Genomic DNA, 22,375 nt, shown 5'->3' with positions numbered 1-22,375 from the left:
CGCTCCTTAAACCGTCAACACCACACAGCTGTCCGCATCCCAACATAAACGGACTTCGTCACCCCAGGTGGGTAATCCCTTGCGATAACGATGTTCATTTTGTAGCTGAGCGCTCAGCATCTGGCCGCTTTTCAAACGTACGTGGTACACCGACAAATCACCCAGATAGGCAATGTGCACCACTTCGCCTACCGCGAAGTTATATCCCTCTGGCGGAGGGGCTTCGCAGAGCATGATTTTTTCCGGGCGCAGCGCAACATACACCGGGACGTTATCGACAACGGAAGCGTCTGCGTCCACTTTCAGCGGATGTACCAGTCCTGGAGACTCAATAACCAGACCATCTTCCTGACGTTCTTTCAGCAGCCCCTCAAAGACGTTAACCGAACCGATAAATTCTGCACTGTAACGCGTAGTCGGATGCTCGTAGATCTCTTCAGGCTCGCCGATCTGGACAAATTTTCCACGGTTCATGATCGCAATGCGGCCCGCCATCGTCATGGCTTCTTCCTGATCGTGCGTCACCATCACGCAGGTCACGCCGACACGTTCAAGGATATCCACCACTTCCAGTTGCATGCGGTCACGGAGCTTTTTATCCAGCGCCCCCATCGGTTCATCCAACAGCAGCAGCTTCGGGCGTTTCGCCAGGCTACGCGCCAACGCCACGCGCTGACGTTGACCGCCAGAAAGCTGATGCGGCTTACGTTTGGCGAACTCCTGCATATGCACCAGGCCCAGCATCTCACTCACCCGGCTGGCGATTTCAGCCTTCGGCAGCTTGTCCTGCTTGAGACCAAAGGCAATGTTCTGCTCTACCGTCATGTGCGGAAACAAGGCATAGGACTGAAACATCATATTAATCGGACGCAGATAAGGCGGAACATGCGCTAAATCGACGCCATCAAGCATAATTTGCCCGGTTGTTGGCTGTTCAAATCCCGCCAGCATCCGCAACAGGGTCGATTTACCGCAGCCGGACGCCCCGAGCAGAGCAAATATTTCGCCTTTGTAGATAGTAAGATTGACGTCATCAACGGCGTGCTGGCCGTCAAAGGACTTGGTCAGGTTGCGAATTTCAAGCAGCGGGGTCAGCGCCTTGCGGATTTTCGCTTGTGGGCGTGGGGTTGCATCATTCAATTAGGCGCTCTCCGGCATAAAACAAAGAAACGGTGCAAATAACGCACCACGGTGGTGCGTATTGCCGGGTTATATGTGTCCGGGTTCAACACTGCCCGGCAGGCGTAAATCCTGCCGGGTCACGTCCCGTACATCGGGTTATTTCCCGCTTTTTACCTTCGTCCAGGCGCGAGTACGTACACGGTCGATCTTCGGATCCTGTACTTTCAGCGTGAACAGCTTGGCGCGAACATCGGCAGGCGGGTAAATGCCCGGGTTGTCGCGAACGTCCTGGCTGACCAGTGCTGTCGCTTCTTTGTTGGCATTGGCATAGAACACGTGGTCAGAAATATGCGCAATTACATCAGGGCGCAGCAGGTAGTTGAGGAACTGATAGGCTTCGTCTTTGTTTTTCGCATCGGCTGGCATCGCGAACACATCAAAGAAGGCCATCGCACCTTCCTTAGGAATTGAGAAGGAAATATTGACGCCATTTTTCGCTTCTTTCGCCCGGTTTGCCGCCTGCCATACATCCCCGGCCCAACCAATCGCCACGCAGGTATCACCGTTTGCCAGGTCGTTAATGTACTGCGAGGAGTGGAAGTAGCGAATATTTGGGCGCAGTTTCAACAGCAGATCGGTTGCCGCTCCGGTGTAATCATCCGCTTTGGTACTGTTTGGATCTTTACCCAAATAATTTAGCACGGTGGCAAACACTTCTTCGGGCGCATCGAGGAAAGAGACGCCGCAGCTTTTGAGTTTTTCCAGATTTTCTGGCTTGAGGATCAGATCCCAGCTATTAACCGGCGCATCCGGCCCCAGTACCGCTTTCACTTTATCCACGTTATAGCCAATACCGGTTGTTGCCCACATATACGGCATCGCAAACTTGTTGTCCGGATCGTGTTTACCCACCAGCTTCAGCAATTCAGGATCGAGGTTTTTCCAGCCAGGCAATTTGCTCTTATCCAGCGGCTGGAAGACGCCCGCGGTCAGTTGACGCTCAAGGAAACTGGCGGATGGAACGACAAGGTCAAAGCCGGTACTGCCAGCCATGAGCTTACCTTCCAGCACTTCATTGGAATCAAATACGTCATAGATAACTTTAATTCCGGTCTCTTTTTCAAAATTAGCCACCGTATCTGGGGCAATATAATCAGACCAGTTATAAATATGCAGCGTTTTTTGTTCAGCAGCGAGCGTGCCAGCAGAGATGGCCATCAGAGCACCCGCAACCAGGCCTGGTAACCATCGTTTATTTAAGGCGGTCATAATCTCTTTCCTTCTGAAAGTTCGTTAACAACCGAACAAAAATGTCACACTCTAATGATATGCAAGAAACGTGCATATTCTTTCAAGCGGCACCCATGAAAAGAGAGGCCTCTCCTCACGCCGCTATTGCGCGCTGGTATCCCCCCATGCATTCAATATGCATTGTGGCCACAGGTCAGGCCACAAGGGGCTGTTTGAATGATGACGTTGATAAGCTTCGCAAGAATAACTTTAGCCAGGATTTGTGGATATAGCCCAGATTAAAAAACGTCTTTTATCAATTTTTTATGCATGAATTGTCTATGACATACAGCGGAAGGCGCTGAATGGAGGTGAATAATTCTTTAATGAACGGTTAAATGCAGAATAAAAACAGGCAATACGCAACCGCTTTGGCAGCGGCTGCGCAATATATGTCCAGATTCAGGAAGAATTAATGGAGGAAATGAACTTCGGCGTTGCTGTTTTGCGCTTCTTCTTCAGCGTTAAATAACAGCTGATGCGCACCGGCCTCGAGGATCACCATCGATATTTGCTCTTCACTCTGGCGAACAAAATATTCGAACTGCTCAAACGTCACGCCCGGGATAACGGATAAAGACTGGCAGACCACCAGCTTTGGCAGATTATCATCCTGCATATCCAGAAAGGCTTTCACCGTCAGTGAACTGGCGTTAATCGCAGACAGATCAGCGGCCAGCGGCAGTAGTGCAGAAGGTCTGACTTCTGCCATCGCGGAAAACAGAATGACGTTATCGACCAAATCAACTTTTGCATCAAAGATGCCGTCAAAATTCTGCATGTGCGGCAAATGCAGCGCCTGACAGGTATCGCATTCAAAAAAACTCATGCCCAGGTCGTCGAGCCATTGACGCAACGTATCCAGAGTGGGAACGACCAGTGATGTCATAATAATGTGCGACCTCTATTGATGAAAAAATACCGGCACAGCTTACGCAAAAAGAGCGTGTCATACTACGATCGCAATCGATATTGTGCTTAGCCGCCGATTTTAAGGCAAAATTCAGGCGTAGCGTGACGCTCAATCCACTGGATCATCTTGCCGGCAATGTCTATTCCGGTAGTTTTCTCCACCCCTTCCAGGCCAGGAGAAGCGTTGACCTCCATGACCAGCGGCCCACGTTCAGCACGCAGAATATCAACGCCAGCAACGTCCAGACCCATTGTCTGAGCGGCTTTGAGCGCAATTTCCCTTTCGCGCGGCGTGATATTCGCAATAGTGGCAACCCCACCGCGATGGAGATTAGAACGAAAATCACCTTCTTTGGCCCGGCGCTCAATGGCGGCCACCACCTCGTCACCTACCACGAAACAGCGAATATCTCGCCCTTTCGCTTCTTTGATATATTCCTGAACCAGAATATGGGCATTCAACCCACGAAAGGCATCCACCACGCTTTCTGCGGCCTGGCGCGTTTCCGCCAGTACTACGCCGATCCCCTGCGTACCTTCAACCAGTTTCACCACCAGCGGCGCGCCGCCAACCATGTCAATCATGTCGCTGGTATCGTCCGGAGAGTGAGCAATCCCGGTGATGGGTAAATCGATTCCCTGACGCGCCAGCAGCTGCAGCGAACGCAGCTTATCGCGCGCACGCGTAATCGCTACCGACTCATTCAGCGGATAGCTACCCAGCATCTCAAACTGGCGCAACGCCGCGGTACCGTAAAAGGTAATCGCTGAACCAATCCTTGGGATCACTGCATCGAAATGAGGAAGCTGGCGGCCCTTGTAATGAATAGAGGACGCCGCCGGGCTGATGTTCATATAGCAAGAAAGGGGATCGATAATTTCAACCAGGTGACCACGCTGCATCGCCGCTTCACGCAGGCGCTTACAAGAATAGAGCGTTCCGTCCCGGGACAAAATGGCAATTTTCACCCTGCACCTCTCTGAATGACCTGGTAAAAGCTGGCGTATCATACACTGCGTTAAAATCTTTAGCGCGTAGCCCATCCCTGTTTATGCAAATATTCCAGGATAAAGGGACGACTTTCTTTAATGATGGTGCGGCGAATATGGTCGCTCCAGGTGTCACGGCGCGTATTGCTCCCGCGGGTCAGATAGTACTGCGCGAGCTGCTCATCATATTGCGACAAAACGTCTTTGTTGAGTGGCTGATACTGATTTTCGTGCACCACAAGCGACGCTGGCAGTCGCGGCTTGATATCCGGGTTATCAGCAGGCCAGCCGAGGCACAGCCCAAACAACGGCAGAACATGTTGCGGAAGCTTCAGCAGTTCAGTGACCGGCTCAATATTATTTCGCAGACCGCCAATAAACACGCCGCCAAGCCCCAAAGACTCTGCCGCCGTCAGCGCATTTTGCGCCATCATCGCGGTATCAACAACGCCCAGTAGCAGCTGTTCCGCCAGCCCGAGTTGCGCGTCAGGGCAAATCTGCAAATGGCGATTAAAGTCAGCGCAAAACACCCAGAACTCGGCGGCCTGCACCACATGTTTTTGTCCGCCGGATAAAGTAGCCAGTGATTCACGCAGGGCGTTATCCGTTATGCGAACGATGGTTGTGCATTGTAAAAAACTGGAGCTTGAGGTCCCCTGAGCGGCGGCAATAATCGCCTCCCGCTGCGCATCCGAAATGGCATCATCGGTGAAATGGCGAATGGAACGGTGGCTACGAAGTAAATCAATGGTTGGCGTCATCTCTTTTTTCTCTGTCTGAACGTGAAGAATCACCAGGGGTTCGTGACATCAGCTGCGGCGCAACCAGTTGAGCAATACGCCACGTTAATACCACCGCGGCGGGAAGCATCAGCAGCACACCCAGAAATATCATCACCACGCAGGCTAACGGACTGCCAAGCGGTGCGGGTAAAGTGAGGTAATCGCTAAGCGACAGCAGCGCCAGCGATAACAAAACCATCCCGATTATTTCCAGCATCAATACGCTTTTGGGTAATGCACCAATTGTGCGCATAAGCGGCCTCCCGGCGAAATGGCTTTCATTATAAAACGTTCCGGCTTGTCGTGTTTAACAGTTATAGCTTGAGGATATCAAAGCAACAGGCTGAACCTGCTTTTCATCTGTCACAAATCGCGGCATCATAACAAGTATTGCCATCCGGCCTGATAAGTTCGAGGAGAGAGAGATGTTTGCCGTTATTTTTGGTCGTCCAGGGTGCCCGTATTGCGTGCGCGCAAAAGAATTAGCAGAAAAATTAAGCAATGAGCATGACGATTTTAACTTCCGCTACATTGATATCCATGCCGAAGGTATTACGAAAGCCGATCTGGAAAAGACGGTAGGTAAGCCAGTTGAAACCGTTCCGCAGATTTTTGTTGATCAAAAACACATCGGCGGCTGCACGGATTTTGAAGCGTGGGCAAAAGAGAACATGAATCTGTTCGCCTGATCGCCGTTTCTACGCCCTCCGCTGGAGGGCGTCTTCAGTTCTTTTTCCGTCGATGATGCTGATTGAACAAGTTGCTGATAAACAAAAAACACAATGCGCCAAGCGCGCACCAAAACACCGCACTAAACAACCATGCCAGCTCTTGCCACAACGAACGCGTCGGCATAAAAACGAACCGCATCAGTAACAGACAGCACGGCGCCGCCAACATGGCACCAAGAAGGGGTTTGAGCACCTCCCGACGATGGGAGAAAAAGCTTGCTGCAGCACCAGGCAGGATAAAAAACAACAATCCGACCTCAGGATGCCCTGCCGCTCTGAATGCCCCTTTCACGTTCAGCGTTAATGAAAGACACACCACAATAAAGAGCACAAAGCAGCAGACCGCACCCGCCCAACTTTGCTTATGTTTCAATTGTTCCTCCTGACACATTCTCTATCGAACACTCTTTTCGCCCGCAGGCGTCCAGTCAGATAAAGTAACCAGGCATTCCATGCCAAAAACACACTCACACGATTCTTATAGCCGTTGATACGTAATGAGATTAAACTAACCGCATATATTGTTATGCTGCATTATTTGGGGCTGTGTACGAAGCTGTCGCCCCTTAATTTCTGGCAAAAACATTAGCGTAAATTGCCATTTCTTTCAATAGCTTACTAGTAAACAAGAAGTTAGTCTCCGTGAATATAAACGTCGCAGATTTGTTAAATGGGAATTACATCCTGTTATTATTTGTGGTCCTGGCACTGGGCCTGTGTCTGGGTAAATTACGTCTGGGTTCAGTCCAACTCGGTAATTCCATTGGCGTTTTAGTGGTGTCCCTATTATTAGGTCAACAGCACTTTAGTATTAACACCGATGCATTAAATCTCGGCTTTATGCTGTTTATTTTTTGTGTCGGCGTCGAAGCCGGTCCCAACTTTTTTTCGATTTTTTTTCGCGATGGGAAAAATTATCTAATGCTTGCTCTGGTGATGGTCGGCAGCGCCATGCTGATCGCCCTGGGGCTGGGTAAGCTATTTGGCTGGGACATCGGCCTGACGGCAGGTATGCTGGCCGGCTCGATGACCTCAACGCCGGTGCTGGTCGGCGCGGGTGACACCTTGCGCCATTCCGGAATGTCGGGGACATCGCTTTCAACCGCCCTCGATAACCTGAGCCTCGGTTATGCGCTCACCTATTTGATTGGTTTGGTCAGTCTGATTGTTGGCGCGCGCTACCTGCCGAAACTTCAGCATCAGGATCTGCAAACCAGCGCCCAACAAATCGCACGTGAACGAGGTCTGGACACTGATGCCAACCGTAAGGTTTATCTGCCGGTAATTCGTGCCTATCGCGTTGGCCCGGAACTGGTGGCATGGGCCGATGGCAAAAATCTGCGCGAGCTGGGTATCTATCGCCAGACCGGTTGTTACATCGAACGCATCCGTCGCAACGGCATCCTGGCCAACCCGGATGGCGACGCGGTACTGCAAATGGGCGATGAGATAGCCCTGGTGGGTTATCCTGATGCACATGCCCGCCTCGATCCCAGCTTCCGTAATGGTAAAGAGGTGTTCGATCGCGATCTGCTCGATATGCGCATCGTCACTGAAGAGATTGTGGTGAAAAACCACAATGCCGTTGGCCGCCGCCTGGCCCAGTTGAAACTGACCGATCACGGCTGTTTTCTCAACCGCGTGATCCGTAGCCAGATTGAAATGCCTATCGATGATAACGTCGTGCTTAATAAAGGCGACGTGCTGCAGGTCAGTGGGGATGCTCGCCGCGTCAAAACCATTGCCGATCGTATCGGCTTCATTTCCATTCACAGTCAGGTGACCGATCTGCTGGCCTTCTGCGCCTTCTTTATCATCGGTCTGATGATCGGGATGATCACCTTCCAGTTCAGTAATTTCAGCTTCGGCATCGGGAACGCGGCTGGACTGCTATTCGCCGGGATAATGTTGGGCTTCCTGCGTGCCAACCATCCAACGTTTGGCTATATCCCACAGGGGGCGCTGAACATGGTCAAAGAGTTTGGCCTGATGGTATTTATGGCAGGCGTCGGTTTAAGCGCGGGCAGCGGCATTGGCAATGGCCTTGGCGCCGTGGGTGGTCAAATGCTGATTGCCGGCCTGGTTGTCAGCCTGGTGCCGGTTGTCATCTGTTTCTTATTCGGTGCTTACGTATTGCGCATGAACCGCGCCCTGCTTTTTGGCGCCATGATGGGCGCGCGTACCTGCGCTCCGGCAATGGAAATCATCAGCGATACGGCACGCAGCAACATCCCCGCATTAGGCTATGCCGGGACCTACGCAATTGCCAACGTACTGCTGACATTAGCGGGGACACTCATCGTCATTGTCTGGCCTGGGCTTGGTTAGCGCTGAAATTTACTCTTAAACGAAAATTTTTTGCAGGTAAGCAGAACTTTTCTTCAAGACGTCAGTCATAACTATTGCCACTGCTTTTCTTTGATGTCCCCAATTTGTGGAGCCCATCAACCCCGCCGTTTTGGTTCAAGGTTGATGGGTTTTTTGTTGCCTGAAATTCGTAAGCTTTATAATCAGTCAGTTAGAGCGTTGCTTAGGTGTTAGTGGCGACAAAATGGCGGCAGCGCTACGACAACCAAGGCAGTTCCAACCCAGAAGGTCCGTAGATATAACCACCACTAATCCAAAACTTACCGCCATGCTTGGGGCCATAGATGTAGTTTCCGCTTATCCAATACTTCCCTGAATTTCTTGGCCCATAGATGTACCCACCTGAAATCCAGAAGCGACCGGACTCCTTCGGCCCGTAAATGTAGTTATTGCTTATCCAATATTTACCAGAACTCATAGCTTCTCCATACTTGCGCACACCGGCGTTGCAGATGCTTGAAAAAGTAGCATGCTTAGACCATCCGAAATGGTTTACAGCTAGCAAATCGACACTCATCCACTTTGCACATCGCTCATCAGCCATAAAAAAACCCGCCAATGGCGGGCCGGGTTCAGTAAGCAAATTGTTCCTGCATACCTTTTGGATGAGGCGGTGCTGCGCTGATTTTTTGAGGACGGCATACTGAGCGCACAAAAGTCTCATGCGTCACGAAAGTATGCCCGCATTCGATGTTAGTGCACTGGTTGTAGCGTTCTTTGGTCTCATTGGAAACCTGGAAGCTGCTTCGGGTATGTGCCGCCTGCCCGCACATAGGACAATTCATCATAATAATCAGCCCTCATTATTAACCAGTTCGCAATAATGATACATCATTGTTCGCAATTTGGAACTAATCATTCCATTGCGAACTCATCTATTTTCACTTCAAGCTCCATGCTGGTCGTAAATCCATTATCCGGGCTGACAGAATGCGTCAGGGTGGTAATGGTCCATTCTGCATCATCGATCGGCTGCTTAAACCCCGTGACCTTCACCGGCATTTCCGTATAGAGATCAGCCCGCCCCTCAGCGAGCTGCAGGGAAAATGAAGCAACCCCACGCTGCAGACGTTCCCACTGCATTTTTGCTGCGCGCTCTGCATTGCTCCGGTTGGCGTAGGTACGATTAAGAACCAGCACGTTTTCATCCGTTCCCACCAGATAATCGCCCTGTTTTGCTTCCGGCTCTTTGGGTGTGGTGGTTTTCTTTCGACGACGCTTAACACTGGTTGTCTCTTTTTTCCTGGGTTCACGCGTATGCAACCAGCTGGCAATAACACCGGTATAGGCACCACGATCAGCAAGGGTGAACCGATGACCGTCACCGGCTTTGCGCGTGATGGTGATAACCGGCAGCGGCTTGCCGCTCGCCGTTCTTCCCTGTCCCTGCCGGATAAACAGCAGATTCCCGTCCTTAACGGAAGCAATCGCCCCATACTGTCTCGCCAGTTTCATCAGAAAACTTGCATCGCTTTCATTGGTCTGGTCCAGATGATCCAGCGCCTTATCCGTCAGGTCTTTACCCAGCGCCATTTTGAGGTTATGCCGGGCGGCTATTTCCTTTACCACCTCCCCCACCGTTGTCTGATGCCATGATTTTTCGCGCCGTGTATTGAGGGTTTCACGGAAATCTGCGCTACGCGCCCGGATGGTCAGCCGGTCAGGGGCACCGCTGTGTTCAATTTCATCCACAGTAAAAGCCCCTTTAGGGAAAAGCGGCTGGCCTTTCCAGCCCAGCGCCAGCTGAATCACTGCCCCACGTCGCGGCAGGGCGATCAGCCCGTCGGCGTCGTCCAGCTCCAGATCAAGCTGGTCCGCTTCAAAGCCCCGGTTATCCGTCAGCGTCAGACTCATCAGGCGGGTATCCAGCACGGTCGTCACGTCCTTACCTTCAATGACGATACTGAAAGCCGGGCTTTTGCTGTTCAGATTCAGAAGATCAGAATTAACGTTCACTGCAGCAATCCTCCTACCGTGTTCTTAATCCCCCCAATCGCAGAGGCAGCAGAGTCCTGCAGGTTGCTGAGCTGGTCACTCAGGCTCCCGAACATGTCAGACAGCGATTCATCAACCCGTTTGAGGGTGATCGTAAACTCAATGCGCCTGGGCATTCCACTGGCAAAAAACTCCGTCTTTGTCTGGCTCAGACTTTCAATAACAAACATGCCGTAAATGGTTCCGCTGCCTTCAATCAAAGGCCAGGCTTTTCCCTGCTCTGCCATCAACTCCAGCGCCAGCAATGACAGCCTGCCTCCAGTCACTTCCGGCAGCAGAACCCCGGACAGTGTCAGTGAATCATTATCCGGGCCAAGAAACTGCGTTGACGGGCGGCGGTTCACCCTGCTGTTGGCTGCATGTCGCCAGCTGCGCTGATACTGCAGCTCCTGATAAGGGACAGTGCGCAACATAAATACATATAAACCCAGCACCATCATCATGATTCATACCCCCCCTGATCGCTGAAATTGCTGCGCGCTTTTGCCCTGGCTCTGCGTTCCCGCTCGTCAAGCTGGCGTGCCACTTCACGGGCAATATCCTGCGCACTCTGTCCCGGCTGCGCGACGATATGAATGGGCGCATTTATCTCATAACGAATAACTGACGGCGGGCTGTCAGCCTTCACTGGCTGCGTCTGGTATGCCCTCGCAGGCAGACTGAACGGATGAAGCGGAGCCACTTCTGCAGGTGTCGCAGCTACCCCCATCGCGCCAGCAACGACAGAGGCCAGCGCAGCAGTACGCCGCCTGCTGGTGACATTTGCCGGTCCGTTCACAATTTCAGGGCCATTTTCTCCAACAATGCCAAACTGCCCGCGTGGAATAATCCCGCCCGTGTCGTACATCCCTGCGTAAGCCGGGAACCCGCCCGGCGGCAACACCACTTTGCCGTCACTGTTCACTGTGGCGGATTGCTGCTGCGTGACCTGCGCAGGCAGTTTCGCCTTTGCTGCCTCCTTACTGACAATACCGAGCTTTTCCAGTAGCCATGACACACCGGATTTAAGAGACTCCAGCGGGTGCATCACCCTATTCAGACCTTCCGCCAGCGCCTCACCAAACCGTCGCCCCATTGCAGCTGCGCTGTTCAGTTCTTCGGAAGTGGATTTAACCGGCGTAAGTAAATCATTGAACCAGCCCCACAAGGCCTGCACCCTGTCACCCATCCACTGAAACATGGGTCTGAGTGGCTCAAAGGCGGCGCTGATGGGTGCAGCAGCGGCTTTGAACCCTTCCACCACGCCACCCAGAAATGCACTGATGGGCTGCCAGTATTTCCACACAACCAGCGCCACACCAGCCAGCGCAGCCACAACCATCCCTATCGGACTTAGCAGCGCGCCCAGCATGCCGGAAATACCAAACAGCGCGCCGCGAAGTAATGCCAGCGGACCAGAAACAAGAAAACGCAATACGCCACCGGTAGCTGTCAGCCCACCCCGCAACGCCGCCAGCGGATTCATCACCATACCGATAATATTACGGATGCCTGACATACCGGCACGGAACACGGCAAGCGGCGCACCTGCCACCGTTTTCAGTGCATTACCCGCTATTCCAGCTGAGCAACGCAGGTAATTAAGCGGGGCACTCAGTAACCCGACACTGCCACCGGATGACGCCATACCCCGACGCAACAGGGAAAGTGGCGCACCTGCCAGCCATGACAGGGCACTGCCAGTACGTGTTACTGCTGCTGCAACGGAAGGTAATGTTTTTACCCCCAACACAGACAGGCCAAACCGAATCACCGCAATCGGCCCCAGCACCGCAGCCACCGCCACAGCAAGTGTACCCAGCCCAACGGTGATCGCCGCCGTAGCTGCCGCCACTTTCATCAGCGTGCCAGCCAGCTCAGGATTCTGCTCCACCCAGCGACGCAGCGCCCCGGTCACACCCTTAACCATGCCCATAATATCCATCAGTGGCTGACGCAACGTTTCCCCCAGGCTGCTGAAAGCGTTCTGCGCACCCGTCTTAACCAGCAACCACTGCGCAGACAATGAATCCTTGTTAATGTCGGATTCTTTCTGCATGGAGCCATTAGCACCACTGCCTGATGTGAGTTTCAGCTGACGCTGCAGCTCCGGCAGGTTATTAGCCAGCTTTGCCGCATCATCGCCAAACTCTTTACCAAAAATCATTGTCACGGCTGACAGGCGTTTATCCTGCGGCAGATTGTTGACCTTCTCCAGAACCCGCTGGATGGTGCCCATGGCATCGGTGGTCATCTGCTTTTCAATCTCCGCCGGATTGAGTTTCAGCAAATCCATACCTTCAAAGAAGCGTTTACTTTGCATGGTGGCAATGGACAGCTCACGCACCATGGCATTAGAAGCGCTGGCGGCGATTTCCGGGGCGGCCCCCAAAGAAAGGAATGTTGAACCCAGCGCAGCAGCCTTTCGGAAGTCAAGGCGGTCAGCCACGCCCCCCATACGCTGCAGGACGTTGATAATGTCCCCGCCCTTTGACATGGCGTTATCGTCCAGGTAGTTCAGCGCATCGCCCAGTTGTTCAATATTGCGCGTCGGCACTTTATAGAGCTGCGCGATTTTTCCCAGCCCTTCCGCCAGCTCATCGGCTGGCAGCTCAAAAGCCGTTGCAGCTTTTGCCGCCGTGGATGCAAAGGCCAGCAGGTCACGTTTCTGGTCTTCGTAAGGATCGTCCTGGCTGGTCACCCCCATGCGCGCGCCCCCTTCAACCAGCGCGGCATAGTCTATAGCGCCATTCTCCATCGGCAGCTGTTCACTGGCGGCCTTGATGGCATCCTGCATGTCATAAAACTGTTTCGTGCGGTTGCCGTTATCGTCCCGCAGCCCGTTTATCTGCTTTGCCACGCCTTTCATGGCATCTTCCATGCTGGCGTAGCTTTTCACTGCAGCCATAACCGGCGCACCCATTGCCAGCCCGGCAGCAGTGGTGGTGGCTCCGGCTCCGGCTATGCGATCCCGAACCTCAAGACGGCGCGAATACTGATCACGAACCGCATTCATTCTCGCCTGCTGTTCACCCAGGCGTTTCAGGGATTTTTGCTGTCGCTCCAGTGCCAGTCGGGTTTCATCGGCGTTCTGCCGTAGCTCACGCTGTGCGCTGCTCAGTTTCTTTGTATCAAGCCCTGCCTCATTCAGCGCAAGGCGCTGACGCTGCACTGACTGACGCAGCCCGTTATATTTTCCCTGTAAATCGGTGACGCGATTTTTAGCCTGCTCAAGCAGTCTGGCCTGTGCTGCCGTCGGGCGGTTGGTCGCAGTAAACTGCGTGACGAGTTTTGCCGCTTCTTCGCGGGCGGCTTTAAGGCTGTTACCTGTGACTGCCAGCTGCGCGCTGGCCTTACGGAAGCCATCAATTCTGCCCGCCTGAGAATCTAACTCTTTCAGCCGGGCGCGGCTTTGCTGAATAGCGGCAGCCAGCTCTTTTGAGCTGGCCTGCGCGGATCGAAATGGGCGGGTGAGCTTGTCAACCGCATTCAGAATCACCTGCAGACGCAGGTTATTGTCACTCATCGCTGGCCCCGCTTCTCTGAATCGCTTTGTGCCGCCACTCCAGCACCTCAGTCAGCGGCATAACGTCAGTGATGGACGGCGACCAGTGAAAGATGGTGGCGATATCTGCCACCAGGTCATCAATCGTCAGGCTGTCGGTAAACCGGCAAGCACCGACTTCTTCAACAAAAAAGTCACCACCTCGACCGACAGCGCGGTGAGATCGGCGGGGTCCAGTTCAGCCATTTCCTGTGCGGTCAGCGTTGGGGTGGAAATACGCGGGATCACTGCCATCATGGCCCCCACGTCCATATCCATAATGGCCTGCAGGCGGGTGCCGCGCAGCGCACCGGACTGAGGCTTACGCAGCACAATTTCGGTGATTTGGGTTTTACCGCGCAAGATTGGCGTATCCAGTTGTACGGTTTTTTCAGTCAGCTTGTCGCTCATGTTCGTTTCCTGTTAATCAGATACTGGCGCGGATCACCGCGCCGTTAAGTTAAATCAGAGGCCGAGGGCGTTACGGTGCGCTTCCATCAGGTCCACGCCATCAACGATTTCTACCATGTTGACCAGATCGACCTCATAGAGCACCTCACCGTTAATGGTCAGCTTCGCGTAGCTGTTGGTGCTGCTGACTTTGGTTGTGCTGCTCTCGCCGGTTTTCCACTCGCCGGAATCCACTTCTTTATGACGCCCGCGCACAACCAGCTCAACGGCCTGCACTTCGCCGGTATCGTCACGCTGAATGGAGCCGGTGAAACGCAGCTGGATGCCGTCAACCGTGGCCTTGCCCATCTGCTTAAATAACAGCAGTTCGGTGCCGCCGATTGAAAATTCCGTGTCCAGTGCGCCGTCATCCAGCCCCATGTCCACATCCACCGCGCCCGGCATACCGCCGCCGCGATACTTCTCAAACTTGCGGGTGAATTTCGGCAGGGTCAGAGACTCAACGATCCCCTGCCAGTTGTTCCCGTCGTTGAACAGGTTCAGGTGTTTTAACTTGCGTGGTAAAGCCATGATTCCCCCTTATGCAGCGACGCGGCTGGCAAAATCGACCAGGTAGCGATCGGTGATGCGCTGGCGCAGCATCAGGTTTTCAAGCGGTGGCACCGGCGTGTAGTCGTAGTCGATGGTGAGTTTCCCAGCTTTCAGGGAGTCTTTATCGTTCACGGACTCATCCAGCCAGCAGTCAGCCCCGATGAGATACCCCTGATTCACCAGGCTGCGGAGCTTGGCGCGGATACCTTCGATGATGTCGCGAGCGAGTGACGGGTTAAGTGGTTTATCCACTGCCCACATGTGCCCCTCTGCGATGGTGTCAGCCAGCACCTGCGCTGTGCGGGTGTAGTTCTCAAAGGCAAACAGCGGATCGTCACTGAGGCAACGGGAACCCCAGAAGCGGAAGCCATCTTTGCGGATAAGCGTGGTGACGTCGTTCTGGTTGAGCAGTCCCGCATCGGTTGCCGGGTCCTGCAGATCCCAGAACACATCGGCGGAAATGCCGGTGACGCCGTTCACGCCCACGTTGGACAAGGTTTTGTGCCATCCGGTCTGTTCGTCAATTTTGGCGCGCAGGCCGAGCGCACGGGCGGAGGCGTAAGCCGTCGCTTCTGCATTCAGCACAGTGTCAAAGTTGATAAAGTCAGGCCAGATCAGCATCCCCTCGCGCTGACTGAAATTGTCACGGTAGGCAATTGCTTCTTCTACCGTTTTGCAGCCGTAGGCGGACAGATAGGCAAACCCGCGCAGGCTCTGCGCTACGCTCAGCAGCTCAGTGGCAACCGCCTGCGTGTCATGCCCCGGCACGCCGAGAATGCGGGGCTTGACGCCCAGCTGCGACTGCGCCGAAAGCAGCGCTTTCATACCCGTTTTTTTACCGTCAGCAGTTACGCCGCCGATAATGTTGGAGGTTGTTTCCGCTTCGGTTTCGCCCTGTGCCACGCGCACAACGACGGTCACGGGTTTAGCCTGGTCAGCAATCGCATCCAGCGAACGGACCAGCGTGCCGGACTCGCCCGCTTTACCGCTGGCGGTCAGCACATCGGTCAGCAGAACTGGCTTATTGAGGGGAAACATGGACGCATCAGCATCATCGCCGGTGCAGACCATGCCCACGATGGCGGTGCTCACCGTGGTAATGGTGCGGGTGCCCTCGTTGATTTCCTCAACGCGCACCCCGTGGTGGTAATCCTGAGCCATAAGGCATTTCTCCGGTTTACAGGGGTGCGTCTATGTTCAGATTGATATGCGCGCGGCGCACGCTTCGGGCTTTGTGTGGGGAAGGACACAATTCATAAGCAAATAAAAGTGGGCCAGTCGCCCACGTTAAAGTTTCTTTCAAAGGTTCCTATGCTGCAGGCTTAACTGGCCACACAGGTTTTGCTAGATCAACCTTCGTTACCTCATAGCGATATTTTTGCCACGTAGTCAGTCTTGGTTTGTCTGCATCGTCTATATAACCACCCTCCAGAGCATCCTTAAGTGGCTCTATAATTGCAGTCGCCTCAGAAATCAAAGTCTGCTTCTGCGCGCTCACCTGTTCGATTAGCTGTTCCTGCGTCGGGGGAGGATTGGCAAGCAACATCGCTTCATGGGCACTAATTTCCTGCCACCCTTCCTGTATTTCCTCACACCAAGAGTCAGCATTCATTTCCATGATATCGATGCAGAAAATCACCCCGACCACGTCTTTAAAGAATTTTTGCTCTTTGATTACCGTATTCATTAGCGAAGCTCCGACCAGGTTATAATTGAATTAATGTTACTTGCTGTAAGGTTGTAAGTTGCTCCTGGTGGCACAATCGCAAATACGTTACCCCTGATGTCAAACGAGCTGTCAGTCACGGCAAAACTTGAAGCCTCTGTGCCATTAACGGCAAGTGACAACTGAACCCCATTCTGACGTGATGCCATTATTCCGGCGATTGAAACTGCAATGGGCCTGCCTGTTGAGTTGGTATACGTAACCCCGGCACTACGGCTGGCTTTCACGTTCTGCCATGACTGAGTTATACCCAGCAGCGTTGCGCTAACATTAGTAACATCATCCAGGAGCGCCATAGTTCCGTCACGAAGTGGAATATTAATAGCTCCACGGTAAGTGTCGTTTGTATAAACAACAATTCTCTGACCGTTTTGGGCTGACAGAATTATTTTTGCGGCACCATATTTTGCTACGAGCCCTTCTCCAGAAGATACTGGTCCTGTAAAAGATTGCTCTGCAGCGCTCGATTTATCAGCAAAATTAACCAAATCAGATGTAAGAGCCATCGTCCCAGCTTTTGTAGGAACATTTATAGCGCCACGATACTGCCCCCCGTCATAGATAACTATTTGCAAACCGTTTGTGGCATTGAGCGATATTTTACGTGTAGTGCCATCAGGTGACGTCGCTGTCACGCTGTCCTTTGAAGAGAGTGGCCCCGCGAAATCCTGCAAAGCGAGACTTCCTCTATCTGCGAAATAGGTCAAACCAAGGTATTGAAGAAGTCCCGCAACATCCTTGCCACTCAGGTTGGTCAGCGTGGCGTCTTTCTGCTGCTTTCCAGCAAGCGCATTCGTCATGGTAGTGGCGAAGTTCGGATCGTTACCCAGTGCAGCCGCCAGTTCATTCAGTGTGTCCAGCGCCGCCGGGGATGATGCCACCAGTGCCGCAATAGCTGATTTCACAAATGCCGTGGTGGCAACCTGCGTATTGTTCACGGTCTGCGCAGCAGTGGGTGCCGTTGGCGTTCCGGTCAGGGTCGGGCTTGCCAGTGGAGCTTTCAGCGCCAGTGCGTTATTTAGGGCCGTGACCACAGCCTGCACAAAAGCTGTGCTGGCAATCTGTGTGGTATTGGTTCCTGCCGGTGCAGTTGGTGCTTTCGGCGTCCCCGTCAGCGTAGGGCTTTCCTTAGTGGCGTACTGAGTATGAGGGTCCGCTGCGGCAAGGTGTTTAGCCATCAGATCATCCACATACACCCTAAGCTCCAGCACCTTGTCATCCACATATTTGCGGGTTGCCAGAACCACAGCAGGGTCAATTCTCAGGGTGATGTTATCGGTGCTGCTGGTAATCAGTACCATGCGCACGGTCTGCGTGCGTCCGCTGCCCTCCGCCAGCTTCGGCTTGTAGCTCTCCGGGCAGTTACCCACAGCAATCAGCGCGCCGGTTTCATCAAACAGGCCGACTTCACGGATCCACCACCCGCCCTCATTTTCCGGGATCACCTGCTCTGCAATAATCTGGCTGCTGTTCTGCGGGTCGATATACAGCATATTCAGCGCTGCGCGGCGTTCCTCAGCCACTAACGCGGTCTGTTGCGCGTTGGGTGTGGGCAGCACACCGCCACCGCTACCCACCGCCATATGGGTAATTTTCAACGGGACACCGAGCGCGGCGGCGCTTGCCAGTTTCGCCGCGCCGATATCCGTCAGCAGGGTGTAAAATTTTGCGCTCATGGGTTCACTCTCATCGTGTCAATAACATGGACCGCCCCGCCCTCATAAGCGGTGCCGCCGGAAATAATGGTTTCGTTGATATAGGGGTAGATCGTGATTTCTTCGCCGGTGTAGGTGGCTGCACCCACAAAATACGGGCCGCCTGTCTGCAGGTTGATGGACATACCAACTAGATGACGGCTGCATGGTTTGGCGTCACCGATCAGGCGCTCCAGTTCCAGATAGGTTTCTTCTGTTATGCCCTGGTCCTGCACGCCAATATCCAGACGGAACGTCCCCGGTGTTTCGCCGGTCTGCCACCACTCAATGATGCGGATCAGGAAGCCAAACGGCTCCACCACGCGCCGCACGGCGCTGGTTGTTCCCTTGTGCTGATGGATATAAAACGCGTCCTGCACAACGCGGCGCTTGACGCTTTCTGTCCAGCCCTCATCCCAGCGGTCAACAGAAAACGCCCAGGCCAGATAAGGCAGGAATCTGATCGGGCACGTTGCCGGGTTCCACAAATCCCGCAGTGATACCTGCAGATCGGTAATCCCGCTGCAGGTCTGCGCCAGTCGGCGTTCAAGCGGCGACGAACCCGGCGGCAACAGACTATTCATCCGTGCCCCCGTTGGTGACGCTCCACTCTGTACAGGACGCCGCCTGCGTCTTATCCAGCACCACATCCTCCAGCGGGGACGCCAGTTCCACACGCTGGACGCCCTCCACATGTAACGCGGCATAAATGGCGCTGCGGCGGATATCACGTCCCAGCCGCGTCTGACTGGCGATGTATTTCTGCAGGCTGGCTTTTGCTTCTGCCATCACCGGCTCAGCCTCCGGCCCCGGATAAAGGAAGATCGTTGCATCCACGCTGTACGGAATAATTTCAGCGCTGCGCACCGTCAGGCGGTCTGCCACCGGGCGAACCTTTTCACTGTTAAGCGCCTGCTCAACCACCGCCAGCAGGTCAGCCCCTGCCGTACCGTCACCCTCGCGGCTCAGCACGGTAAGCACCACCTCAGCCGGTGCCGGACTGGTTGCGCTGGCATCAGCCACCCGCCCGTCGGCGCTTCTGGCGTGGAACTCATAGGCTCCCGTCGGCCCTGCAACGGACAGCCCCTCAAATGCTGCAGGAATGCGCTGGCGTAATGCTTCATCACTTTCCATCACTGCGGCGACCGGCGGCACCGCGTCATTATCGGTAGGGACTACCGTCAGGCGCTTCACGTTGCAGTTACCTGCCAGTTGTTCAAGGTCATTTCCCATGGAATAGGCCACCATGACCGCCTGCGCAGCCTCATTAATACGCTGGCGCAGCAGGATTTCGCGGTAAGTATTTTCCTGCAGCAGTTTAGTGACAGGTTCTGACTCCAGCGCTAACGTGCGCATAACAGCCTCCTGTTCATCAGCCGGATGGAGGGCCACAAAGGCGGCCTTACGCTCTGCCAGCAATGCCTCAAAGTCCGGCACGTCCACAATTTGTGGCGGCGGTAGCCGGGAAAGATCAATGACTGCCATTGTCTGCTCCTGTTGATACGGAAAGGGAAACTGGCGCGCCGTTATTGCTGTGCCCGGTAAGCTCAACCGCCATAGAGCCGTCAAAATTGCCGTTGATGATGATGGAGTCCAGCGTAAGGCGCGGCTCCCAACGGTTCAGCGCCACATAGACCGCAGACATAATCTGCAGGCGCAGCGCCGGGTTCTGCGGCTGGTCAATCAGGGCAGACAGCAGGGAGCCATATTCCCGGCGGGCAAGACGACTGCCCTGCGGCGTCAGCAGAATATCCCGCACCGACTGGCGCAGATGGTCTGTATCTGCAATGGCCTGCCCGTCATTCCTGCTCATACCGATATACAACGTCATACCGGACCTCCCGTGTTAGCGCCGCCTTTCAGAACGCCTGTATGCTCATGGTCATCAACTACGATCCCGTTAGAACTCATTGCGCCGCCGCCCTGGGTGACGCCGCCATTGATCACCACCTCGCTGTTAATGCGCGTGGTGTCAGCCTCCACCACAAACTCACCGGTTTTGTAGGTGACGCTGTCTGATGCCTCGATCACCATGGATTTGATGCCCCTGACATGCCATCGTCCGGCGGCGGGTTCATACTCAAACCATCCCCCGTCCGGGTACTCCGTCACGCAACCGTCCACCGAATCCGACGGCGGCGGAAACTGATTGGAGTAGATGGCGGGCAGCACAAAAGCTGTTTCCAGATTGCCACCCATGCTCAGGACCACCACCTGCTCATCCGGCGACGGACACCACCATGTACGGGCACCACCGGCGCGCAGCGTCAGCCAGTTAATCCAGTTGGTTTCAAGCTCGCCCACTCTCACCCGGCACAGCCAGTTTTCCCGGTCCACTTCGGTCACGGTGCCGGTGCGGATCAGGTTGGTGATAAGGCGCATAATTTCGGTCAGTTGTGCATTCATAACGAAAGGTTGCCATCAGAGGGAAAAGGGAGGCAGCGCGGGCGCTTGTACCAGCGGTGGCACAAAGATCACCCCGCCAGCCAGCGCAGCAGGGTGTCACGGGTGACGGTTTCCACTTCTTCATTCACGCCCAGCAGGCGGCGCTCTGCGTAGCGAACCTCCGGGCCTTTTCGGCTGACGCGATCCCGCAGGCCATAATGGTGAACACGGGCAATGCGCTGCACCTTGCCATCAAACTGCACGCTGGCGGAGTCCGCACTGGCGGTGGTTTTCAGGTATTTTGCGGTGCGAAGCTTTGCAAACATCTGGCGTTTGATGCGTCCCTTCTTGCTGCGGGCTGTCACCCGGCGCGGCTCATAGCCGCTGCCGTCAGGATTACGCTGCAGCCTGATGTTCTGCTGCTGCGTCCGGCGCAACTGTTGCGCCAGTTGCCGCATCATACGGCTGCGCGCGGCAGGCTCCAGATTCGCCAGTAGCGCCGTCAGCCAGTCATCCACCCTCTGCAGTTCATCCACGTTTCACCGTCCACATTTCTTCGGGTTCGTCCGGCTCCGGTGCCGCTTCAACGCTTGACACGCTGCCGTCAGTGCTGACCAGCACGCGCTCCGTCAGTTGCAGGTTCAGGCTGATATCGCACACATCGTTGCGCAGAATATCCACTTCAAAGGTGAACAGTTTTTCGCGCAGCTCCGGGTTATTGATAGCATCCGGCTGGTTGTCACTTAGCCACAGCAGCACAGGAGCCATCAGCAGATTCTGATCGCCGCTGAAATCCTCGATCACCACGTTCAGGGTGTAGCGGTATTCCCATGACATAGAGCTGGCACCGGTTGCCACCAGTGAGCCGTTATCAACGAAAAGGTGCAGCTTGTCCGGGTTGTCGCGGACATAAGGCACCGCTTTATTCAGCGCGCTGCGTAAGGACTGCGGTTTGTTCACTGTCTCGCTCCTGACACGCAATAATCGTGTCCACTTTGTCAGCACAGACCGCCCAGGCGGCCTCGGTTTCATCCAGCACCGCGTTCAGATCGCCGTTACTGCGCGGCGCTGACCTTTCCAGACGGCACTGCGTCACTCTGGGACAGCCACTCACGGTAAGCTGCACCTCCGGCGAGGGCCGGACGCTCCCGCAGCCGGATAATGTCAGCAGGCAAAGGAGTATCAGCCCAGCGGCGCAAATCCTCATTTTCACGTTTCAGTTCCTCGATCCGGTGCTGGCGGCTGCGCAGAAGTGCGGTGGTCTGTTCCGCTGCCGCATAAAGCCGCGCCTGCTCCCGGCTGTTGGTTTCGGTCAGAATGGACAGGCCGATCAGTTGGCTGTTTTTCTTCGTCAGCTCCTGCGTTTTGCTTTTCAGCGCCGCGCCCTGCGTCTCGATAGTGTGGCTGGCATTGTTAAGCCGCCACGACTGCCAGCCCAGCGCCGCAAGTGCCAGCGCCAGAACCACTGCCAGTAAACGATTCATTCCCGCAGTGCCTTTAGCTCATCTTTTATTGCTAAGCTCATGGCTACTGTAAAAACACACACCATCCCCGTGAGCTTCCATCCGGCAAGCAACATGACAAAGGCAAGAGCGAGACGCTGATACCAGGTGAGAGGTACTTTATCCATTAGCCCCAGCACCCTGCTGAGCAACTGACGGACGCGTAGCCGATCACTCCCCGTCAGGGTGCAGGAGTACAAACCAGCAAAACAAACCAGTGAAAAAGCGGCATACTCAAACCACATAACCAGCGCCAGTGGGAAAAGCGCATGAGATGCCGGGAAATTCACATCAACCATCACAAGGAGCGCCAGAACCGAGAGCGGCAGCCAGTAACTTTTTAACCATTTCATT

At 54.3% G+C, this 22,375-nt stretch carries 29 protein-coding genes; 2 read left to right on the top strand and 27 right to left on the bottom strand.

Annotation, left to right across the window (positions count from 1 at the left end):
- Positions 1-6: 6 nt before the first annotated feature.
- The 6 genes from potG to OGV75_RS12970 all read right to left on the bottom strand — a co-directional run bounded on the left by potG (position 7) and on the right by OGV75_RS12970 (position 5,349).
- Positions 7-1,140 carry a putrescine ABC transporter ATP-binding subunit PotG gene (gene potG / locus OGV75_RS12995; RefSeq protein WP_016152415.1) on the bottom strand — a complete coding sequence of 378 codons (1,134 nt, stop codon included), beginning with the start codon at positions 1,138-1,140 and terminating at the stop codon, positions 7-9.
- Positions 1,141-1,278: 138 nt separating this feature from the next.
- Positions 1,279-2,391, bottom strand: a complete 1,113-nt coding sequence (potF, locus tag OGV75_RS12990; RefSeq protein ID WP_104651571.1) for a spermidine/putrescine ABC transporter substrate-binding protein PotF — start codon at positions 2,389-2,391, stop codon at positions 1,279-1,281.
- A 433-nt stretch (positions 2,392-2,824) separates the two neighbouring features.
- The gene (locus OGV75_RS12985) at positions 2,825-3,301 is read right to left on the bottom strand and encodes a type III secretion system chaperone family protein (RefSeq protein ID WP_029139469.1); all 477 of its coding nucleotides are present in this window, start codon (positions 3,299-3,301) and stop codon (positions 2,825-2,827) included.
- Positions 3,302-3,390: 89 nt separating this feature from the next.
- Positions 3,391-4,293, bottom strand: coding sequence for a 30S ribosomal protein S6--L-glutamate ligase (gene rimK / locus OGV75_RS12980; protein ID WP_016152412.1), 903 nt, complete (start codon positions 4,291-4,293; stop codon positions 3,391-3,393).
- A gap of 59 nt (positions 4,294-4,352) precedes the next feature.
- Complete coding sequence (gene nfsA / locus OGV75_RS12975; protein WP_104651570.1) at positions 4,353-5,075, bottom strand: nitroreductase NfsA; 723 nt, start codon at positions 5,073-5,075, stop codon at positions 4,353-4,355.
- Positions 5,059-5,349 carry a YbjC family protein gene (locus tag OGV75_RS12970; protein WP_104651569.1) on the bottom strand — a complete coding sequence of 97 codons (291 nt, stop codon included), beginning with the start codon at positions 5,347-5,349 and terminating at the stop codon, positions 5,059-5,061. Before OGV75_RS12970 ends, nfsA begins: the two co-directional genes overlap by 17 nt.
- A 172-nt stretch (positions 5,350-5,521) precedes the next feature.
- Between OGV75_RS12970 and OGV75_RS12965 the strand changes: the two genes are divergently transcribed.
- Positions 5,522-5,785, top strand: coding sequence for a GrxA family glutaredoxin (locus OGV75_RS12965; protein WP_016152408.1), 264 nt, complete (start codon positions 5,522-5,524; stop codon positions 5,783-5,785).
- Positions 5,786-5,819: 34 nt separating this feature from the next.
- Here OGV75_RS12965 and OGV75_RS12960 read toward each other — a convergent pair whose 3' ends face one another.
- A complete protein-coding gene (locus OGV75_RS12960; protein ID WP_016152407.1) occupies positions 5,820-6,200 on the bottom strand; it encodes an inner membrane protein YbjM in 381 nt (126 codons plus the stop codon).
- Between the two features lie 269 nt (positions 6,201-6,469).
- Here OGV75_RS12960 and OGV75_RS12955 point away from each other — a divergent pair, with 269 nt between their 5' ends.
- On the top strand, positions 6,470-8,155 hold the full coding sequence (locus OGV75_RS12955; protein WP_016152406.1) for an aspartate:alanine antiporter: 1,686 nt from the start codon (positions 6,470-6,472) through the stop codon (positions 8,153-8,155).
- A 235-nt stretch (positions 8,156-8,390) separates the two neighbouring features.
- Here the strand turns inward: OGV75_RS12955 and OGV75_RS12950 are convergent, their stop codons facing one another.
- From OGV75_RS12950 to OGV75_RS12855, 20 genes are all read right to left on the bottom strand, one after another.
- A complete protein-coding gene (locus OGV75_RS12950) occupies positions 8,391-8,777 on the bottom strand; it encodes a hypothetical protein (RefSeq protein WP_286480750.1) in 387 nt (128 codons plus the stop codon).
- Positions 8,767-8,982 carry an ogr/Delta-like zinc finger family protein gene (locus tag OGV75_RS12945; RefSeq protein ID WP_058842448.1) on the bottom strand — a complete coding sequence of 72 codons (216 nt, stop codon included), beginning with the start codon at positions 8,980-8,982 and terminating at the stop codon, positions 8,767-8,769. The genes OGV75_RS12950 and OGV75_RS12945 overlap by 11 nt, the downstream gene beginning before the upstream one ends.
- A gap of 67 nt (positions 8,983-9,049) precedes the next feature.
- Positions 9,050-10,150 carry a phage late control D family protein gene (locus OGV75_RS12940; protein WP_046669939.1) on the bottom strand — a complete coding sequence of 367 codons (1,101 nt, stop codon included), beginning with the start codon at positions 10,148-10,150 and terminating at the stop codon, positions 9,050-9,052.
- Entirely contained in the window at positions 10,147-10,632 is a 486-nt protein-coding gene (locus tag OGV75_RS12935) for a phage tail protein (protein ID WP_000980407.1), read from the bottom strand. Before OGV75_RS12935 ends, OGV75_RS12940 begins: the two co-directional genes overlap by 4 nt.
- Positions 10,629-13,694 (bottom strand): phage tail tape measure protein, encoded by a 3,066-nt coding sequence (locus OGV75_RS12930; protein WP_286480749.1) that lies wholly within the window; start codon positions 13,692-13,694, stop codon positions 10,629-10,631. The genes OGV75_RS12935 and OGV75_RS12930 overlap by 4 nt, the downstream gene beginning before the upstream one ends.
- Entirely contained in the window at positions 13,687-13,806 is a 120-nt protein-coding gene (locus tag OGV75_RS12925; protein ID WP_001397628.1) for a GpE family phage tail protein, read from the bottom strand. The genes OGV75_RS12930 and OGV75_RS12925 overlap by 8 nt, the downstream gene beginning before the upstream one ends.
- 14 nt (positions 13,807-13,820) lie before the next feature.
- Positions 13,821-14,123 (bottom strand): phage tail assembly protein, encoded by a 303-nt coding sequence (locus OGV75_RS12920; RefSeq protein WP_286480747.1) that lies wholly within the window; start codon positions 14,121-14,123, stop codon positions 13,821-13,823.
- Between the two features lie 54 nt (positions 14,124-14,177).
- A complete protein-coding gene (locus tag OGV75_RS12915; protein ID WP_058109221.1) occupies positions 14,178-14,693 on the bottom strand; it encodes a phage major tail tube protein in 516 nt (171 codons plus the stop codon).
- Between the two features lie 9 nt (positions 14,694-14,702).
- Positions 14,703-15,875, bottom strand: a complete 1,173-nt coding sequence (locus OGV75_RS12910; RefSeq protein ID WP_286480746.1) for a phage tail sheath protein — start codon at positions 15,873-15,875, stop codon at positions 14,703-14,705.
- A 148-nt stretch (positions 15,876-16,023) separates the two neighbouring features.
- Entirely contained in the window at positions 16,024-16,401 is a 378-nt protein-coding gene (locus tag OGV75_RS12905) for a tail fiber assembly protein (protein ID WP_286480745.1), read from the bottom strand.
- On the bottom strand, positions 16,401-18,116 hold the full coding sequence (locus OGV75_RS12900; protein ID WP_286480744.1) for a phage tail protein: 1,716 nt from the start codon (positions 18,114-18,116) through the stop codon (positions 16,401-16,403). Before OGV75_RS12900 ends, OGV75_RS12905 begins: the two co-directional genes overlap by 1 nt.
- Positions 18,113-18,718: a phage tail protein I gene (locus OGV75_RS12895; RefSeq protein ID WP_286480743.1), complete on the bottom strand. Its 606-nt coding sequence runs from the start codon at positions 18,716-18,718 to the stop codon at positions 18,113-18,115. The genes OGV75_RS12900 and OGV75_RS12895 overlap by 4 nt, the downstream gene beginning before the upstream one ends.
- The gene (locus OGV75_RS12890) at positions 18,711-19,619 is read right to left on the bottom strand and encodes a baseplate assembly protein (protein WP_286480741.1); all 909 of its coding nucleotides are present in this window, start codon (positions 19,617-19,619) and stop codon (positions 18,711-18,713) included. Before OGV75_RS12890 ends, OGV75_RS12895 begins: the two co-directional genes overlap by 8 nt.
- Positions 19,606-19,965, bottom strand: coding sequence for a GPW/gp25 family protein (locus OGV75_RS12885; RefSeq protein WP_023226479.1), 360 nt, complete (start codon positions 19,963-19,965; stop codon positions 19,606-19,608). Before OGV75_RS12885 ends, OGV75_RS12890 begins: the two co-directional genes overlap by 14 nt.
- Positions 19,962-20,540, bottom strand: coding sequence for a phage baseplate assembly protein V (locus tag OGV75_RS12880; protein WP_286480740.1), 579 nt, complete (start codon positions 20,538-20,540; stop codon positions 19,962-19,964). Before OGV75_RS12880 ends, OGV75_RS12885 begins: the two co-directional genes overlap by 4 nt.
- Before the next feature lie 68 nt (positions 20,541-20,608).
- Entirely contained in the window at positions 20,609-21,055 is a 447-nt protein-coding gene (locus tag OGV75_RS12875; protein ID WP_286480739.1) for a phage virion morphogenesis protein, read from the bottom strand.
- On the bottom strand, positions 21,048-21,479 hold the full coding sequence (locus OGV75_RS12870; protein WP_181512359.1) for a phage tail protein: 432 nt from the start codon (positions 21,477-21,479) through the stop codon (positions 21,048-21,050). Before OGV75_RS12870 ends, OGV75_RS12875 begins: the two co-directional genes overlap by 8 nt.
- On the bottom strand, positions 21,442-21,687 hold the full coding sequence (gene lysC / locus OGV75_RS12865; protein WP_286481015.1) for an Rz1-like lysis system protein LysC: 246 nt from the start codon (positions 21,685-21,687) through the stop codon (positions 21,442-21,444). The genes OGV75_RS12870 and lysC overlap by 38 nt, the downstream gene beginning before the upstream one ends.
- The gene (gene lysB / locus OGV75_RS12860; RefSeq protein WP_266188879.1) at positions 21,575-22,003 is read right to left on the bottom strand and encodes an Rz-like lysis system protein LysB; all 429 of its coding nucleotides are present in this window, start codon (positions 22,001-22,003) and stop codon (positions 21,575-21,577) included. The genes lysC and lysB overlap by 113 nt, the downstream gene beginning before the upstream one ends.
- On the bottom strand, positions 22,000-22,374 hold the full coding sequence (locus OGV75_RS12855; RefSeq protein ID WP_000871620.1) for a DNZ54_00345 family protein: 375 nt from the start codon (positions 22,372-22,374) through the stop codon (positions 22,000-22,002). The genes lysB and OGV75_RS12855 overlap by 4 nt, the downstream gene beginning before the upstream one ends.
- Position 22,375: the final 1 nt, after the last annotated feature.

It is taken from the genome of Citrobacter sp. Cb028 (genome assembly GCF_030336705.1).
Classification (GTDB): domain Bacteria; phylum Pseudomonadota; class Gammaproteobacteria; order Enterobacterales; family Enterobacteriaceae; genus Citrobacter; species Citrobacter braakii.
The sequence above is the reverse complement of the archived record's forward strand: the minus strand, read 5'-3'. Positions and strand labels throughout refer to the sequence as shown.

What these genes read in the sequence shown, in the direction of transcription:
- OGV75_RS12985 (WP_029139469.1), bottom strand. Translation starts at nt 3,301, where the DNA reads ATGACATCACTGGTCGTTCCCACTCTGGATACGTTGCGTCAATGGCTC.
- nfsA (WP_104651570.1), bottom strand. Translation starts at nt 5,075, where the DNA reads ATGACGCCAACCATTGATTTACTTCGTAGCCACCGTTCCATTCGCCAT.
- OGV75_RS12885 (WP_023226479.1), bottom strand. Translation starts at nt 19,965, where the DNA reads ATGACGTTGTATATCGGTATGAGCAGGAATGACGGGCAGGCCATTGCA.
- OGV75_RS12915 (WP_058109221.1), bottom strand. Translation starts at nt 14,693, where the DNA reads ATGGCTTTACCACGCAAGTTAAAACACCTGAACCTGTTCAACGACGGG.
- OGV75_RS12895 (WP_286480743.1), bottom strand. Translation starts at nt 18,718, where the DNA reads ATGAATAGTCTGTTGCCGCCGGGTTCGTCGCCGCTTGAACGCCGACTG.
- OGV75_RS12945 (WP_058842448.1), bottom strand. Translation starts at nt 8,982, where the DNA reads ATGATGAATTGTCCTATGTGCGGGCAGGCGGCACATACCCGAAGCAGC.
- OGV75_RS12905 (WP_286480745.1), bottom strand. Translation starts at nt 16,401, where the DNA reads ATGAATACGGTAATCAAAGAGCAAAAATTCTTTAAAGACGTGGTCGGG.
- potF (WP_104651571.1), bottom strand. Translation starts at nt 2,391, where the DNA reads ATGACCGCCTTAAATAAACGATGGTTACCAGGCCTGGTTGCGGGTGCT.
- OGV75_RS12880 (WP_286480740.1), bottom strand. Translation starts at nt 20,540, where the DNA reads ATGAATGCACAACTGACCGAAATTATGCGCCTTATCACCAACCTGATC.
- OGV75_RS12970 (WP_104651569.1), bottom strand. Translation starts at nt 5,349, where the DNA reads ATGCGCACAATTGGTGCATTACCCAAAAGCGTATTGATGCTGGAAATA.
- OGV75_RS12930 (WP_286480749.1), bottom strand. Translation starts at nt 13,694, where the DNA reads ATGAGTGACAATAACCTGCGTCTGCAGGTGATTCTGAATGCGGTTGAC.
- OGV75_RS12890 (WP_286480741.1), bottom strand. Translation starts at nt 19,619, where the DNA reads ATGGCAGTCATTGATCTTTCCCGGCTACCGCCGCCACAAATTGTGGAC.
- OGV75_RS12920 (WP_286480747.1), bottom strand. Translation starts at nt 14,123, where the DNA reads ATGAGCGACAAGCTGACTGAAAAAACCGTACAACTGGATACGCCAATC.
- OGV75_RS12965 (WP_016152408.1), top strand. Translation starts at nt 5,522, where the DNA reads ATGTTTGCCGTTATTTTTGGTCGTCCAGGGTGCCCGTATTGCGTGCGC.
- OGV75_RS12935 (WP_000980407.1), bottom strand. Translation starts at nt 10,632, where the DNA reads ATGATGATGGTGCTGGGTTTATATGTATTTATGTTGCGCACTGTCCCT.
- lysB (WP_266188879.1), bottom strand. Translation starts at nt 22,003, where the DNA reads ATGAATCGTTTACTGGCAGTGGTTCTGGCGCTGGCACTTGCGGCGCTG.
- OGV75_RS12855 (WP_000871620.1), bottom strand. Translation starts at nt 22,374, where the DNA reads ATGAAATGGTTAAAAAGTTACTGGCTGCCGCTCTCGGTTCTGGCGCTC.
- OGV75_RS12910 (WP_286480746.1), bottom strand. Translation starts at nt 15,875, where the DNA reads ATGGCTCAGGATTACCACCACGGGGTGCGCGTTGAGGAAATCAACGAG.
- OGV75_RS12900 (WP_286480744.1), bottom strand. Translation starts at nt 18,116, where the DNA reads ATGAGCGCAAAATTTTACACCCTGCTGACGGATATCGGCGCGGCGAAA.